Origin of the sequence: Lentzea alba (assembly GCF_047445655.1) — a bacterium.
GTDB classification, from domain to species: domain Bacteria; phylum Actinomycetota; class Actinomycetes; order Mycobacteriales; family Pseudonocardiaceae; genus Lentzea; species Lentzea alba_A.
In genome coordinates this window covers 253,572-269,350 of record NZ_JAJAEG010000002.1, presented here as the reverse complement: position 1 = coordinate 269,350, position 15,779 = coordinate 253,572, and the positions used below count along the sequence as shown (strand labels likewise).

General features: G+C 67.8%; 15 protein-coding genes. 5 read left to right on the top strand and 10 right to left on the bottom strand.

What is annotated here, in order from left to right:
• Window positions 1–89 precede the first annotated feature (89 nt).
• The gene (locus LFM09_RS04245) at window positions 90–557 is read right to left on the bottom strand and encodes a GNAT family N-acetyltransferase (RefSeq protein WP_414094915.1); all 468 of its coding nucleotides are present in this window, start codon (window positions 555–557) and stop codon (window positions 90–92) included.
• A complete protein-coding gene (locus LFM09_RS04240) occupies window positions 554–1,651 on the bottom strand; it encodes an LLM class flavin-dependent oxidoreductase (RefSeq protein ID WP_414094914.1) in 1,098 nt (365 codons plus the stop codon). The genes LFM09_RS04245 and LFM09_RS04240 overlap by 4 nt, the downstream gene beginning before the upstream one ends.
• A gap of 192 nt (window positions 1,652–1,843) precedes the next feature.
• Here LFM09_RS04240 and LFM09_RS04235 point away from each other — a divergent pair, with 192 nt between their 5' ends.
• The gene (locus tag LFM09_RS04235) at window positions 1,844–3,538 is read left to right on the top strand and encodes an FAD/NAD(P)-binding protein (RefSeq protein ID WP_414094913.1); all 1,695 of its coding nucleotides are present in this window, start codon (window positions 1,844–1,846) and stop codon (window positions 3,536–3,538) included.
• Here LFM09_RS04235 and LFM09_RS04230 read toward each other — a convergent pair.
• The 4 genes from LFM09_RS04230 to LFM09_RS04215 form a co-directional block, all read right to left on the bottom strand.
• Window positions 3,527–3,994 carry a flavin reductase family protein gene (locus LFM09_RS04230; RefSeq protein WP_414094912.1) on the bottom strand — a complete coding sequence of 156 codons (468 nt, stop codon included), beginning with the start codon at window positions 3,992–3,994 and terminating at the stop codon, window positions 3,527–3,529. The genes LFM09_RS04235 and LFM09_RS04230 overlap by 12 nt on opposite strands.
• Window positions 3,991–4,482, bottom strand: a complete 492-nt coding sequence (locus LFM09_RS04225) for an NADPH-dependent FMN reductase (RefSeq protein ID WP_414094911.1) — start codon at window positions 4,480–4,482, stop codon at window positions 3,991–3,993. Before LFM09_RS04225 ends, LFM09_RS04230 begins: the two co-directional genes overlap by 4 nt.
• Before the next feature lie 77 nt (window positions 4,483–4,559).
• On the bottom strand, window positions 4,560–5,363 hold the full coding sequence (locus tag LFM09_RS04220) for a S1 family peptidase (RefSeq protein ID WP_414094910.1): 804 nt from the start codon (window positions 5,361–5,363) through the stop codon (window positions 4,560–4,562).
• Between the two features lie 77 nt (window positions 5,364–5,440).
• Window positions 5,441–7,096, bottom strand: a complete 1,656-nt coding sequence (locus LFM09_RS04215; RefSeq protein ID WP_414094909.1) for an FAD-binding dehydrogenase — start codon at window positions 7,094–7,096, stop codon at window positions 5,441–5,443.
• A gap of 72 nt (window positions 7,097–7,168) precedes the next feature.
• On the opposite strand from LFM09_RS04215, the gene LFM09_RS04210 reads away from it, so the two are divergent.
• Both LFM09_RS04210 and LFM09_RS04205 read left to right on the top strand, forming a co-directional pair.
• Entirely contained in the window at window positions 7,169–7,582 is a 414-nt protein-coding gene (locus tag LFM09_RS04210; RefSeq protein ID WP_414094908.1) for a cupin domain-containing protein, read from the top strand.
• 474 nt (window positions 7,583–8,056) lie between these two features.
• Entirely contained in the window at window positions 8,057–8,500 is a 444-nt protein-coding gene (locus tag LFM09_RS04205; RefSeq protein WP_414094907.1) for a DUF6098 family protein, read from the top strand.
• Here the strand turns inward: LFM09_RS04205 and LFM09_RS04200 are convergent.
• On the bottom strand, window positions 8,484–9,173 hold the full coding sequence (locus LFM09_RS04200; RefSeq protein WP_414094906.1) for a hypothetical protein: 690 nt from the start codon (window positions 9,171–9,173) through the stop codon (window positions 8,484–8,486). The two genes, LFM09_RS04205 and LFM09_RS04200, sit on opposite strands and share 17 nt — an antisense overlap.
• A gap of 113 nt (window positions 9,174–9,286) precedes the next feature.
• On the opposite strand from LFM09_RS04200, the gene LFM09_RS04195 reads away from it, so the two are divergent.
• Window positions 9,287–9,808, top strand: a complete 522-nt coding sequence (locus LFM09_RS04195; RefSeq protein ID WP_414094905.1) for a hypothetical protein — start codon at window positions 9,287–9,289, stop codon at window positions 9,806–9,808.
• A 266-nt stretch (window positions 9,809–10,074) separates the two neighbouring features.
• Window positions 10,075–13,305, top strand: a complete 3,231-nt coding sequence (locus LFM09_RS04190; protein WP_414094904.1) for a S8 family serine peptidase — start codon at window positions 10,075–10,077, stop codon at window positions 13,303–13,305.
• Between the two features lie 50 nt (window positions 13,306–13,355).
• Here LFM09_RS04190 and LFM09_RS04185 read toward each other — a convergent pair whose 3' ends face one another.
• Genes LFM09_RS04185 through LFM09_RS04175 form a run of 3 tightly spaced genes read right to left on the bottom strand, consistent with a single transcriptional unit; the run spans window position 13,356 to window position 15,761 of the window.
• Complete coding sequence (locus LFM09_RS04185; RefSeq protein WP_414094903.1) at window positions 13,356–13,733, bottom strand: hypothetical protein; 378 nt, start codon at window positions 13,731–13,733, stop codon at window positions 13,356–13,358.
• Between the two features lie 4 nt (window positions 13,734–13,737).
• Complete coding sequence (locus tag LFM09_RS04180; RefSeq protein WP_414094902.1) at window positions 13,738–15,084, bottom strand: MFS transporter; 1,347 nt, start codon at window positions 15,082–15,084, stop codon at window positions 13,738–13,740.
• Window positions 15,081–15,761 (bottom strand): alpha/beta fold hydrolase, encoded by a 681-nt coding sequence (locus tag LFM09_RS04175; protein ID WP_414094901.1) that lies wholly within the window; start codon window positions 15,759–15,761, stop codon window positions 15,081–15,083. The genes LFM09_RS04180 and LFM09_RS04175 overlap by 4 nt, the downstream gene beginning before the upstream one ends.
• Between the last annotated feature and the right edge of the window lie 18 nt (window positions 15,762–15,779).

Sequence of the window (15,779 nt, the reverse complement as noted above, 5' to 3'; positions counted from 1 at the left end):
CAAGCTTACTGATCACGCCTGATGTGTCCAACCGAACCCCGATTCCCGGTCGCGAATCATGGGTTCGCCCAGGAATTCACTCGTTTGAACTAATGAATCACCTTGTCGAAGGCCAGCGGACCTATTGTCAGTGGGTCCGCGTCAACGTCGAACAACGGCGTGTACCCGGTCGCCAGGTACAGCCCTTTCGCCTCCGGCTGACGTGGCCCCGTGGTGAGGTAGATCCGGCGATATCCGAACGTCCGTGCCTCGTTCTCGAGTTCCACCAGAACTCGGCGTGCCAGACCGCGCCGGCGGTGCTGCGAGTGCGTCCAGATCCGCTTGAGCTCGGCGGTGTGTTCGTCGTGACGCATGAACGCGCCGCCCGCGACGGCCTCTCCGGCCTCCATGAGCAGCAGGAACTGTCCGTGCGGCGGTTCGAAGACGTCCGCCTGTCGCTTCATCTCCTCCGCCCCGCGAGGGCCGTAGCGAGACGTGTACTCGTACGTCAGCTCAGCGACCAACGGCGCCGCGTCCGGGTCTGACTGCCGGACACGGCGCACTTCGAGCGTGGTCATGCGGCCTTGGCCCGGTCCCTCTTCGCGACTTCCTCGCGCACCAGCGGAATCACGTACCGGCCGAAGTCGATCGCGTCGTCGAGCAGGTCGTAACCGCGCGCAGACAGGATGTCCACGTCGAGGTCGTAGTAGTCCAGCAACGCCTGCGCCACCTGCTCCGGCGTGCCGACCAACGCGTTGGAGTTGCCCGCACCACCCGTCGCTTTCGCGGTGGGCGTCCACAAAGCACGATCGAAACGCTCACCGCGTTCCGCGACCTCCAGCAGCCGTTGCGAACCGGTGTTCTCCGGATTGGTCAGGGAATGACGGCGGCTCAACGGCCCGTTCGCTTTCCGCGCCTCGATCCGGTCCAGCGTCCGATAAGCCTTCTCCCACGCCAGTTCCTCGGTCGGTGCGATGATCGGCCGGAACGCGACCTGGATCCTCGGCACGTCGGTGCGGCCCGCGTTCTTCGCGGCCTGCTTCACCGACTCGATCTGCTGTGCCGTCTCCGCCAACGGTTCGCCCCACAGGCAGAAGATGTCCGCTTCCGCCCCGCCCGCCTCGTAAGCCGCAGGGGAGGAGCCGCCGAACGACACGTTCGGGCGAGGTTGTTGCACGGGAAAGACATCGCTCACGAAGTCCGCGAACCTGTAGTGCTCCCCGTCGTGGTCGAAGGCGGACCTGTTTGTCCAGGCCTTCTTGACGATCTGGATGTACTCGCGGGTGCGGCTGTAGCGCTGGTCCTTCGTCAGGTAGTCGCCCTCGCGCTGCTGTTCGTGATCGGTGCCACCGGTGATGAAGTGCACGGTGAGCCGGCCGTCGCTGATCTGGTCGAGCGTCGCGAACGTCTTGGCGGCGAACGTCGGGTAGGAGACGTTCGGCCGGTGCGCCAGCAGGATCTGCAGCTTGTCGAGCTTGCTGGCCAGGTAGGCCGCCGCCGAAGCCGGCTCCGGTGCGCCTGAACCGTACGCGAACAGCACGCGATCCCAGCCGTGCTCCTCGTGCGCCCGAGCGAGCCTGATCGTGTAGTCCTTGTCGAACGCTCCACCGGACCGCGGTGTCGTCTCCGACCCGTTGTTCGTGGCGGCGATCCCGAGAAACTCAACTGGCATGGCCGATCCCCAGGGCTGGTGGTGAATTTGGCGGGTGCGTTGAGGGAGACGCCCTTCGAGTGCACACCTGTCATCCGCTCGTCGCAACGACGTCCACAGAGCGGGATTTGCTTGCACGCGCGGGGTACTGTGGTGGTGTTCGCGTTGAGGGGCGCGGCTCGTTTCTCGTTGCCCTTCAACGGAAAGACGCGCATGCGCACCCTCGTCGTCATCGGTGGCGGCCCGCGCGCCGCCGGCCTGCTGGAACGCATCGCCGCCCAGTCACCCTCGCTACCTCTGACCGTGCACGTCGTCGACCCGTACCCGCCCGGCGCGGGCCGGGTGTGGCGGCACGCGCAGTCCCCGTTGCTGCGCATGAACTCCATGGCTGAGGACGTCACCGTCTTCACCGACGCCAGCTTTGACGGCGCTGGTCCGGTTCGTCCTGGTCCGTCGCTGGCGGAGTGGGGTGACGTCGACCCGACGTCGTTCCCGTCACGTCAGGTGCAGAGCACGTACCTGGCGTGGTTTTTCGACCACGTGAGGAAATCTCTGCCACCGAACATCTCGGTGACCGTGCATCGGGCAACCGCGCTGAAGGTCGTCGGCAACTGGGTGTGGCTGGACAGCGGGGAGTCGCTGAAGGGTGACGTCCTCGTGCTGGCGCTCGGTCACCTGGACGCCGAGCCCGAACCCGAGCACCGCAAGCTGGCCGAGCACGCCGCGGAGCACGGCCTGGTCTACGTGCCGCCGCTGTACTCGGCCGACGCGGATCTGTCCGAGGTCACAGGTGATGTGGTGTTGCGCGGCTTCGGGCTGGCCTTCATCGACCTCATGGTGTTGCTGACCGAGGGTCGCGGTGGCAGGTACGTGGGCTCAGGTGATCAGCTCCGGTACATCCCTTCTGGAGCGGAGCCAACGCTTCACGTGGGCTCGCGCAGAGGCGTGCCCTACCACTCGAAGACCGGCTACCGGCTGCAGGGAACCCGTCCGGCGCTGCCGCACTTCTTCGCCGCCGATGCCTTGCGCGGCCGCGATCTGGACTTCCGTGACGACGTGTGGCCGTTGATGGCCAAGGAGATCGCCTGGGGTCACTACCACGAGCTCTTCACCGGTCACCCCGGCCTGGTGCGGATGTCGTTCGTGGAGTTCGCGACGGCGTTCTCCGCTCTGTCCTGGTACAGCGACGAAATGCGGGAGCTGGAGCTCCTCGCGGTGCCCGATCCGGCCGACCGCATCGACTTCGAACGCCTGGACCGCCCGCTGACCGGCCTCACCTTCGCGTCGGCCGAGGAGTTCCAGGCGTACCTGCGGACGTACGTCGAGGAGGATGTGGCGCGCCGCTCCGATCCCCGGTACAGCGCCGATCTGGGGGCGTTCCTGGCCCTGCTGTCGGTCTACGGTCAGATGGCGCAGGTGATGCCGCACGACGGGTGGTGGCACGGCTACTTCAGCTACCTGGCCTCCGGTCCGCCGCCGGATCGCCTGGAGGAGCTGCTGGCGTTGTCCCGTGCGGGAGTCGTGCGGTTCGTCGGTGCCGACATGTGGGTGGAGGCGGTGGACGGCGCGTTCGTGGCGGGCAGTCCGACCACGCCGGACGTGGTGCGCGCCAACGGTTTGATCGAGGCGCGCCTGCCCACGCACACGTTGAGCCGCACTGCTGACCCGGTGCTGCAGTCGTTGCGCGCGATCGGGGACGTCTCGGAGGACGACGCCGGGCTGGTGCGGGTGTCCGCGGAAGGCCGTCTGATCAACGAGCGTGGCGAGGAGGACCCTGTGCGGTTCGCCGTTGGGCCTTGTACGACGGGGAAAGCCTTCGCGGCGTTCGCGCGGCCGAACACGAACGCGCCGGCGTTCCGGCAGAACGACGTCCTGGCGCGGGCGATCCTGAAAACCCTAGGCGACTGACGTGTAGCGCCCCTGGTGCCGCACCAGGGGCGCGGCGATGTCGGCGTGCGCGATGTCCAGGGGCTCGCCGACCAGTGCGATGTGGTCGCCGACCGCGATCCGCCGCGAAGTCCGGCACCGCAACCGAATCGGCGCGTCCAGCAGCCACGGCACGCCGTCGTTGTCGTGCTGCCACCGAGTGCCGGGGCCGAACCGGTCGACTCCCTTGGTGGCGAACAGATCTGCCAGCCCGGTCTGCGAGGCGTCCAACAGGTGCACGGCGAACAGCGGCGCGGTCCGCAGCACCGGCCACACCGAGGCGCCCTCGCCGATCCACACGACGACCAGCGGCGGCTCGAACGACACCGAGGTGAACGAGGAGACCGTGGTGCCGACCGGCCCTTCAGCCCCCGACGCCGTGACGATCGTGACGGCCTGGGCGTGATGCCTCAACGCGTCGCGCAGCTGTTGCTTCATCGGAGTACCAGCGCCTTCAGCACCTCGGCGTCCAGCGCGAAGTCCGTGACGTGCGCCGGCAACGAGGTCTCGTTCAGGAACAACGCCTGCGGCACCAACGCGCCCAGTTCGGTCAGCACCGGCCGCAGATGCACCTCGACGGCCAGCGCGTGCTTGTCCGACGCGGCGATCTGCAGTGGCACGACGACCCTGCCGCGCAACCAGCCCGACGGTGCCTGGTCCAGCACCGCCTTCAGCAGACCGGTGTACGCGGCCTTGTACGTCGGTGTCGCCACCACCAGCACCTCGGCCTGCCCCAACGCTTCCAGGGCCGCCTTGATGGTGTCCGGCGAAGTGAACACCTCAGCGGCCAGCGTCGCCGCGTCGACCACCGGACCATCAGCCTCGACGCCCAGCACGCCCGCGAGAGCCTCACGCAGGGCCAGGGCCGCCTGCAGAGTGCGCGAAGCGGGCCGCGGGTTGCCGACCAGAACACCGATGTGCGTCATGCCTTCAGCACAGCCGCAACCAGCAGGACCGTCAACCCGCGTCCACCACGCGAGATCAGTGCGAGAACAGAGCAAAATCAGAGCAAGATCTCTTTCGTCACCCACGAGTTGATGGCATCGACTCGCGCGTAGATCGCGGGGTGGCCGGGCCGTGCACACCCGTCGCCCTTCGACACCAGACCGATCAGCTTGCCGCCCGCGACGAACGGCCCACCGGAGTCACCGTTGCACGCGTCGATGCCACCCTTCATCACCGCGGCGCACATCATTGACCGGTTCTCGTAGAAGTCGTTGCCGGCGCCGTCGTCGCCCCAGAACACGCGGCAGGTCTCGTCCTCCAGGATCGGGATCGACGCCTTCATCAGGTACCCGTTGGTGTCGCCGCCCTCCTTGACCGCGCCCCAGCCCATCACCGTGGCGGACTTGCCGGGCGCGTACAGGTGCCGATCGGCAGCGCCGGCCATCTTGATCGGCTTCTGCTTCAGGTTGCGGTCCAGCGTCAACACCGCGGAGTCGAACGAGATGCCGTCGTACTTGGGGTTGATGACGATCTTGGTGAGCTTCGCGACGACACCCTCACCGGTGCTGTGCACGTTCTCCCGGCCGGCCACGACCACCCGTTTGTTCAACGGGATCGGCTTCGGCTCGCTCACGCCCTCGTCGACGCAGTGCGCGGCGGTGAGGATCTTGTTCGGTGCGACGACCACACCGGTGCACCGGGGATCTTTCGTGTCGGCCGTGGGCGCCAGGTACACCGCGAACGGGTTGTCCTTTATGGACGCTCGCGTGCCTCCGACCACCTGGACGGACGGATCCGCGACCGCCGTGCCCGCCATCGTCAGCACGACCAGGGCAGCCGCGATTCCACCTCGTAACAGCATTCGCCGTTCCTTCCGCAGGAAATCCTTCTTGTGCGGCGAAGAACGGCGAATGATCTGTCTCAGTTCGGCCTTGTAACTTAGGAGACCGCTTCGGCCGCGGAACGTCCGGCCACGCGCCCGGAGAACAGGCAGCCGCCGAGGAAAGTCCCTTCCAGCGCACGGTATCCGTGCACGCCGCCGCCACCGAACCCGGCGGCCTCACCGGCTGCGTAGAGCCCCGGCAGTGGCTGACCGGACGTGTCGAGCACCCGCGACGACAGGTCGGTGTGCAAGCCGCCCAACGTCTTGCGCGTGATCACCGACAGTCGCACGGCGATCAGCGGACCGGCCTTCGGGTCCAGCAACCGGTGCGGCTCGACCACGCGGATCAGCTTGTCGGTCAGGAAGTGCCGCGCCGCGCGGATCGCGTTGACCTGCATGTCCTTGCCGAGGCCGGAAGTCACCTGCCGGTCGCGTTCGATGATCGTCTTCTCCAGCGCGGCGGCGTCGATGCGCGAGTCACCGGTCAGCGCGTTCATCCCGCGCGCCAGCTCCGCGACCGTCCCGGCCTGGATGAACTCCTTGGACTTCTGCGCGAACGCCTCCACCGGCGCGACGGCACCCGGCAACGCGCGCTTCAGCACTGCGCGGGTGTCCTTGCCCGTCAGGTCCGGGTTCTGCTCGGAGCCCGACAGCGCGAACTCCTTGCCGATGATCTTCTTGTTCAGCACGAACCACGAGTGCTCGTGGCCGTGCTTCGTGATGTGCTGCAACGCCCCCAGCGCGTCGAAGCCGGGGAACAACGGGATCGGCAACCGCTCGCCGTCCGCGTCGAGCCACAGCGGTGACGGGCCGGGCAGGATGCGGATGCCGTGCCCGCTCCACACCGGCGCGTAGTTCGCGATGCCCTCGGGGTAGTGCCACATGCGGTCGGCGTTGATGATCGCGCCGCCGGCCTTCTGGGTGATCTCCAGCATGTGCCCGTCCACGAAGTCCGGCACACCGGACAGCATGAACTTCGGCGGCGTGCCCATGCGCTCGGGCCAGTTCTTCCGCACCAGGTCGTGGTTGGCGCCGATGCCACCGGACGTGACGATCACGGCCTGCGCCGACAGCGAGAAGTCGCCGGCGACGGTGCGCGAGCTGGGTTCCGCGCGCTGGACCGACGAAGGTTCCAGCACCTCACCGGAAACGCCGTCGCACACGCCGTTGGTGACGCTGATGCCGGTGACCCGGTGGCGGAACTTCAGCGTCACGAGCCCTTTCGCCACGCCCTCGCGGACCCTGCGCTCGAACGGCTCGACCACGCCCGGCCCGGTGCCCCAGGTGACGTGGAACCGCGGCACCGAGTTGCCGTGTCCGTTCGCGAGGTACCCGCCGCGCTCCGCCCACTGCACGAACGGGAACCAGCGCACCCCCATGGCGTGCAGCCAGGAGCGCTTCTCCCCGGAGGCGAAGTCCACATAGGCCTGTGCCCACAGCCGCGGCCAGTGGTCGCTCTCCCGGTCGAACGCGGCCGAGCCCATCCAGTCCTGCAACGCCAGCTCGTGCGAGTCCTTGACCCGGAGCCTGCGCTGTTCGGGCGTGTCGACGAGGAACAACCCACCGAACGACCACCAGGCCTGGCCGCCGATCGACGCTTCCGGCTCCTGGTCGAGGAGGATGACCTTGCGGCCCGCGTCCGCGAGCTCTGCGGTCGCGACGAGACCTGCGAGGCCCGCGCCGACGACGATGACATCCGCGTCATGTGCCATCGGCCGAGCATAGATCCACCGCTGGTCACGCACGAGACCTGAATCAAGTTCACTTTCTGGGGAGGATGCCAGATGTCGTTCAGACCGGCCTCTGAAGTGGGGTTCAGCACCAAGTCGGCCAGGTTCGTGGCGCCTGGATCGGTCACGAACGGGGAGTTCGGCCTGTTCGAGTGGCAGATGGACGCCCGCCAGCCCGGAGCTCGGCCCCACTTCCACAAGACGTTCTCCGAGTCGTTCTACGTGCTCGAAGGCGAGATCTCGCTGTTCGACGGTGACGAGTGGATCAAGGGCGGCGAGGGGGATTTCCTCTACGTGCCGCCGAACCGGCCCCACGCGTTCCGCAACGACAGCGACGCTCAGGTCCGGATGCTGATCCTGTTCTCACCCGGCATCGCCCGCGAGAACTTCTTCCTGGAGGTGGGGCAGGCCAAGGGGCTGGACCCGGAGGCGCTGGCGGAGTTCTACGCGCGGCACGACNGGCCTTGATGTCGGCCTCGGTGACGCCTTGCCGGAATCGCATCTCGGCCAGCGGGTTACCGGCGGTTGCGACGAGGAGATAACAGGCGAAGCTGCCGATCAGCAGGATGGGTATTGAGATCAGCAGGCGCCGGATGATGTAGCGGATCACGACGAACTCCTAGGGGAAACCCGCTCGGGGGGGGGGGGGCCGGGGGGGGGGGGCCCCCCCACGTTCCGGGTGCCGCCGACCGCCACACCCGGTGAGGGGGGTTTCCGGAGCGTCGGTCGACGGCGGGTTGACCGCGGCGTGAGCGCACAACGCCTGCGGAAGGACTTTTCCAGCCTGGGGGTGCCGGATCGTCCTGGCGCGGGCTCGAACGCCGACGGCCAACCACATTGTTGAACGTACAACCGGACCGTGGTGTTCCGGTCGGCTTTCACTGTGACCGGGCTCAAATCCTTCAGGTTGTCTTCAGGTTCGGCGTGGGTATGTCACCTGGTGTGACGGACGAACTGCCCACGATCACGAACCTCACCGAACTGGTAGGCCTTCTGGGTGACGACGTCTACGTGCGCTGGTCGAAAGGCCCGGCCGCGGACGCCGCCTCGACGTCACGCGACTCGTTGACCGGCGTGGAGCTGCCCGGCCTGTCCGCGAGCCCGCTGCGGGTCGAACCCTGGTGGGGCGAGCGCTCCCACGAGCTGTGGGTGGCACGCCGGCTCTTCGACTACCGCCACCTGCGCGAGCTGCGCGGCCTGGGCGTCCGCGCGTGGGTCCTCCGCGGCGCCGAGGTGGGCCGCGGCCCGGACAACGAGCCGCTGGTCCGCTGCCTGGAGCCGCTGGCGTGGGTGGCCGATTCGGCTTTGAGCCAGTGCGAGGACCTCGTCAACGCTCAGCACTCCGACGAGTGGGGCCCGCTCGACCGCTCTAACTCAGGTCGTTGAGCTTGCGTTCGGCGGCCTTCCTGGCCTTCTCCGCACCCGAGGTGACCCGTTTGGCGTCCTCCAGCCGTTCCGCCGCCCGGTCGAACGCCCGCTGCGCCGCCAGCTGATCGGCCTGCGCCTCCCCGAGCGCCTGTTCCGCCTCGTCCAACGCCTGCTGCGCCTCGGCCCGCTTGCGCTCCTGCCGCTCGCGCCGCTTGCGGGCCAGCGCGTCCTCACCGTCGTCGGGGGCGGGTTCCGGGACCGGCAGCGCGAACCCGAACCCGGAGTACTCCAGCCCCTTCGTGAGGTGCCCGGCGCGCACCTGCTCGGCGGACTCGGGATCGGCCATCGCGGCGGTCAGGGTGTTGCGCACCTGCGTGACGGCGTCGTCCGCGAGCGGCCCGGTCAGCTCCAGCGTGCGGTAGACCAGCGCCTCCATCAGCTCCTTGCGCTTGCGGCCGAGCTCCCGCATGGTCAGCTGCGCCGTGGCCAGCCCCAGCGCCTCCTCCAGGCCCTTCGGCGCGTCCCGGACCAGCCGGTTCACCGCCCAGGCGCCCACGGTCGGCTTGCGCAGGTCACCGATGGCCTTCGCGAGGTCCTTGTCGTCGGTCTGCTTGGCCGCGGCGTTGCGGGCTGCGGTGAACTCCTTCGGGGGCAGCCCGTAGAGCTCGTCGGCGACCGACTTGAGGTCCATGCGCGCAAGGTAGCGCCTGATCAGCCCTCAGTCCTGCTGAATCGCCTCAACGGGGCGCGGCCGGCCTGCGTTGAGGAAGTGGGGCAGCCGCATCAGGTAAACAGGATGGGGACATGCACACCAGGTGGAGATGGGTTCTCTTCGGGCTCGGCGCCGCGGTCGCCGTGAGCGGACCGATCGCGATGGCGGGCGGCCCGTGGTACGGCTACGTCTTCGGCGGTCTGTGGTCGCTCATGGGCGGCACCGTTGCGTGGCGCAGCTTCGGCATGGGCACCAAGGTCGGCGCTGAGGGCATCACGTCGAGCAGTCTCGACCGCCGCACGTCCATCGACTGGTGCGACGTCCAGGCGATCGAACCCGCGCGCCGGCGCAACCTGATCTTCTTTCACACCATCGCGCCGGTCGTGAGATTGCGGCCGGGCGGTGAGGAAAAGCTGACCGAGTTGTCCCTGTTGTCGGTCAGGAAGGATTCGGTGCCCGAACGTGCCGAGCGCTACGTCACCGATCTTCGGCAGGCGTTGAACGCGCACCGTGCGCGTTGTTCGATCTGCGGCGCGCGGCCGAAAGAACTCGAAGTGCGGCCGACCCTGTGGTCTCGACTGCGCAGGCGTTTTAGCTCCGCACTTCTTCGGTAAAGCATCGCCCGGTGCCTTGATCCTGTTACACGGCAAGCGTGTTCACCGTTGACGCAGGCCTTGACATTCCCCTCCTTCAGCTCTTGACTGGAGGGTGAGCGCTCGTTCCACGGCTAAACCGAAACGGGCAGCACTAAAAGCGCGCCCGGACAAGACTCTGAACAGTCCAATGTGGATCTGAGGAATGCTCCGGGCAGACGATTGCCCCTTGCGAGGCGAAGAGATGTGCTTCTGTGCACTCTTACCCCACGAAGGGCTTTTGCGCCGTGAAGAACTGGAGACGCCGCACCGGAACGGTCTTGCTGACCGCGGTGCTGGGCACTACCGGGTTCGGCTTCGCCGCCACCCCTGCCGTCGCGCAGAACGCTCCGCAGCAGCAACCCGCTGCGGACAAGCAGCTCGACAAGAAGGACCGCGAGCTCGTCGACCAGGCCGCCCGCGAGGGCAAGCCGACCGTCGACCTGCTGGTCGCCGCCGAAGACGGCAAGACCGACGCCGCGGTCAGCGAACTGAAGGCGCTCGGCGCCACGGTCCAGAAGACCGAGAAGGACGTCGACTACGTCAAGGTGACCATCCCGCGTGAGAACGCGGCGAAGGCGGCCAAGCTGAAGTCCGTCAACACGCTGGACGTGGACGGCCTCATCGCGCTCGACGACCCGCGCCCGCAGGGCATGGAGAACCCGGCCCCGCAGAAGGCGCCGGACGCGAAGACACCGCGCACCAACCCGTACATGCCGACGCAGGACACGCAGGCGGCGCAGTTCGCCACCGCGCACCCGAAGTGGGACGGCCGCGGCACCACGATCGCCGTGATCGACGGCGGCATCGACCTGGACTCGCCCGCGCTGGCGACGACCAGCACCGGTGAGCGCAAGATCGTCGACTGGTACAACGCGAACGCCACCAACTCCGGCGACGGCACCTGGGTCACCATGACCAAGACCGGCGTCACCGGCAAGTTCACCAACGGTGGCAAGGAGTGGACGGCGCCCTCGACCGGCGGCCCCTACTCGTTCGGTCTCTTCCGCGAGACCGCGGGCGACCTCGCCCTCGGCAACAGCGAGGTCGGCGGCGACATCAACCGCGACGGCGACCGCGTCGACTCCTTCGGTGTCATCCAGGACATCACCACGAAGGAAGTCTTCGTCGACACCGATGGTGACGCGAACTTCACCAACAACAAGCGGATGATCGACTACAAGGTCAAGAAGGACGTCGGCTTCTTCGGTGCCGACAACCCCGCGACCCCGGTGATCGACCGCATCGCGTTCGTCGTGCAGACCGACCGCTCGATCTACGACAACGCGGGCACGCCGTTCGTCAACATCGGCATCTCGGGTGCGCACGGCACGCACGTCGCCGGCATCACCGCCGCGCACAAGATGTTCGACGGCAAGATGGCCGGTGCCGCGCCCGGCGCGAAGCTGATGTCCATCAAGGCCTGCCTCACCACGCCGTCCTGCACCAGCTCCGGCCTCATCGACGGTGTCCTCTACGCGGCGCGCAACGGCGCCGACGTCGTGAACATCTCCATCGGTGGCCTCCCGGCGCTCAACGACGGCAACAACGCCCGTGCGGAGCTCTACAACCGCACGATCAACGAGTACAACGTCCAGCTGTTCATCTCGGCCGGCAACTCGGGCGCGGGCGCCAACACCGTCGGCGACCCGTCGGTCGCCACGGACGCCGTCAGCGTCGGCTCGTACATCACCAGCCAGACCTGGCTCTCCAACTACGGCTCGACGACCGCGCAGAAGCAGAACCTGCACGGCTTCTCGTCGCGCGGCCCGCGTGAGGACGGCGGCTTCAAGCCGAACATCGTCGCGCCGGGTTCGGCCATCTCCACCACGCCGCGCTGGCAGAACCCCGGCCCGGTGGCCGGCACCTACCAGCTCCCGGCCGGCTACGCGATGTTCAACGGCACGTCGATGGCCTCCCCGCAGGCGACCGGTGCCGCCGCGCTGCTCATCAGCGCGTTCAAGGCCACGCACGACGGCCAGCGCCCGACGAGCGCGGAGCTGCGTTACGCGATCCAGCGCTCCGCTTCCTACGTGAGCACCCTCGGTGCCTACGAACAGGGTGCCGGTCTGTTCAACACCAACGCCGCGTGGTCGTTGCTGGACAAGCACTCCGTGCCGGACCAGGTCACCACGGCCGTTCCGGTCAGCACCATCCAGTCCGGTCAGCTCGCCACCCCGAACGTCGGTGTCGGCATCCACGACCGCGAGGGCGTTGCGCCGGGCCAGGAGTACACCCGGACCTACACCCTGACCCGCACCACGGGCCACGACGACGAGACCTACAAGGTGTCGTGGAAGGGCAACGACGGCACGTTCAAGGCCGCCAAGACGGTCGACCTGCCGCTGAACACCCCGGTGCTGTTCCCGGTCAAGATCAAGGCGACCTCGGCCGGCATCCACAGCGCCGTGCTGCAGCTCGACAACCCGGAGACCCCCGGTGTCGACGTGCAGACGCTGAACACGGTGTTCGCGGTCGAGCAGTTCAGCATCGCCAACAAGTTCTCGGTCACGAAGTCCGGCACCATCGCGCGCAACCAGTCGACGACTCTCCTCGTGAACGTGCCTGCGGGCACGGGCTCGCTGAAGGTCGACATGGCGGCTGGCGGCGCCGAGGCCGGCAAGGGCCAGGTCCGCTTCCTGCGCTTCACCCCGCAGGGCCTGCCGCTCGACGTGACCAGCTCGACCAACTGCTACAACCCCGACGCGGGTGCCGGCTGTTCCGGCGGTACCCCGACCAGCCGCACGGTCGTCAACCCGATGGCCGGTGTCTGGGAGATCGTGGTCGAGGCGCGCCGCACCTCCGACGCCGCTGAGGCGCCGTACTCGGTGACCGCGTCGGTGTTCACGACGTCGATCAACCCGAACCCGGACGTCATCGCGTCCGCGGCCCTCGGTGCCCCGCTGAACCGCAGCTACACCGTCACGAACGCGCAGTCGGCGTTCAACGGCAGGCTCGCGGCCGGTGCGGTCGGCAGCGTGAAGCAGGACCGTCCGACGATCGCGCACCACACCGCGCAGGAGTTCGACGTCCAGGTTCCGGCGGGCGCCACGTCGCTCGTCGCGACCATCGGCAAAACGTCCGACAAGGGTGCCGACCTCGACCTGTTCGTGCTCAACTGCACGACCGGGACGTGCGTGCCCGCAGGCGACGACGCGGACGCGGACTCCGAGGAGTCGGTGACGATCGACAACCCGGCAGCGGGTCTGTGGCGCGTCCAGGTCGACGGCTTCGCGGTGCCCGCGGGCACCACGCAGTACGACTACGTCGACGTCTACACCGCTGGTTCGCTGGGCACGCTGACGGTGTCCGACGCCAACGCTGCGCGTGACGCCAGCTCGTCCTGGACGGTCCCGGCCGTGTTCACGCCGCTCGGCCAGCCCGGTGCCGGCCGCGTGCTGCGTGGCGAGCTCGAGATCCGCACGGCCGACGAGAGCGTTCTCGGCCGCGGCTCGGTGATCGTCCAGTCGCTCAGCTAGTTCCCGGTAGTACGCAGAAAGCCCCAGGGTCCACGTGATCCTGGGGCTTTCTACGGTTCAGGGAGCCTGTTGCTGAGCGGCTCATCCACGTCCACTTTGGACACGCCGTCGATCGAGCAGGTCGCTTCCACTTTGTCCACGGGCATTTCGGCGCGCAGGTAGCCGATTCTGGGATCACGCGCCTCAACGGTCGCGCCCAGCTTCTGCAGTGCCTGCTCGACCTCCTCGTCGCGTCCCGGCTGCACGGAGATCATCAGTGGCACGGTGAGGTGGCCGTCGCGTTTCGCCTGCTCGATCCGGAGCTTGTCCGGCTTGGCTGAAGACACGGTCGGGACCTCCGAGAACAGCACGGTCGGCGCGGTTGTCCCGTTCGTACCACAGCTTCCGAGAGCCAGCGCGCAGAACGCGACGGCGAGCGGTCTTCTCATGCGCCTAGGACGGAACGGCCTCCGCGAGCGGTTGCATCTTCGTTTCGGGAACCGCGACCAGCATCACGATCACCCCGCCCACCACCACGACACCGATCACCGCGAACGTCCAGGCCAGCCCCAGTTGCGGCCACAGGATCGCCCCGAACAGCACCGGCACGAACGCGGCCCCGACGCGGCTGATCGACGACGCCCACCCGAACCCGCTGGCCCGCAGGTGTGTCGGGTACAGCTCCGGCGCGAACGCGTACAGCGCCGGGATCGCCACCTGGATCAACGCACCGTAGAGCGTGATCCACAGCTTCGCGGCCGTGTCGACGTTGATCTGCACGGCGAACATGACCAGGGCGACCGAGGAGAGCGGCGCGGTGATCGCGATGACCCACTTGCGCCCGAACACCTCCACCAGCCACGCGCTGATCAGCGCGCTCACGACACCCACCGCCACGGTCGCCGTCGTGACCATGAACGCCGCGTACGTCCCGTACCCCTGCGCCTTCAGGATGCTCGGCAGCCACGTGACGGCGCCGTAGTACAGCAGGAACACCGCCACGAACATCACCCACATCGCGCCCGTCCGCTTCGGGTCGAACCGCCAGATGTCCTTGAGCTGCCCGAACATGGCCCCGAGTGAGAGCTTCTGGGCCTGCTTCAGCTCCGGCAGCCGCCACTCCTCTTGTGGCGCCCCGGTTTTCGCGATCAGGTCGTCGATGACCTTCTTGGCCTCGGTCGGCCTGCCTTTGGCCACGAGGAACATCGGTGACTCGGGTACGCCCTTGCGGATCCAGAACAGCAGGAACGCGGGCACCACCATCGTGAGCATGAGCAGCCGCCAGCTGCCCAGGTCGGCGAGGAAGGCCGCGGTGAGTCCGCAGAACGTGGCGCCGAGCGGCCAGAACCCGTCCATCGCCGCCAGCACCCGCCCGCGCACCCTGGTCGGCGTGAACTCGCCGACCAGCGCGAAGTCGACCGGGATGCACCCGCCGAGCCCGACCCCGGCGAGGAACCGGAACGCGCAGAACGTCACGAAGTCCTGGCTCGCCGCCCCCGCCACGGTGAACACCGAGAACATCAGGATCGTCAGGCTGAACGCCTTCTTGCGTCCGATGATGTCCGCGACCGCACTCCACGCGAACGCCCCGACGGCCATCCCGATGAGGTTCGCCGTCCCGACCCAGCCGCGTTCGCCCAGGGTCAGGTTCCACTCGGCGCTGACCAGTGGAATCAGGAACGCGTTGAGCGTGACGTCCCACGCGTCGAACAGGAAGCCGAGCCCGCCGATGACGAAGATCGTGCCTTGCGCGCGCCACCGCCACGGCAGGCTCTGGACGACCTGATCCCCGGTTCTCATCCAGCCAGTGTGGTGGATGCGTCGCGGATCGTCGCGGCCAACAGCGCCGGGTTCGTGAAGTGCGCGACGTGCCCCTCACCTTGCAGCGTGACGAAGGTGCCGCCGGTGTCCCGCACGAGGTCCCGCGCGCCCGGTCCGAAGATGTGGTCGGTGTGCTCGCCGACGATGACGGTGACCGGGACGTCCAGCTTTGGTGGCTCGTAGCGGTAGTTGTCGACGACGGTGAGCTCGCGCGACGACGTCTCCAGCAGCTCCTGCGCCGCGAGCCAGCGTTCCGGGTCGGAGTCGCGGAACGACGGGTCCCCGGCCAGCTTCGTCACGATGATCTCCAGGGCGAGATCCCTGTCGCCTGCTTTGAGTGCGTGCTGGAAGCTCTCCACCGTCGCGCTGTTGATTCGCAGCGACGGTTCGTACAGCACGAGCGCCTCGAGGTCGTCGCGCTCTTGAGCCGTCATCAAGGCGACGAGCCCGCCGTAGCTGTGCCCGATGAGCGTCGGGTTCTCGTGCCGGTCCAGGGCCTTGTGCAGGTCGTCGATCTCGGTCCGGAGGCTGTAGTCGTCAGGCAGCGGCACCCCGTTGCGCCCTCGCCGCTCGGGCACGTCGGTGGGCCCCAGCAGGGCTTTCACCTGGTCCCAGTCCGTTGCCACACTTTGCGCGCCATGCAGGATCACGTTCATGATCTGGACCGTAAGACT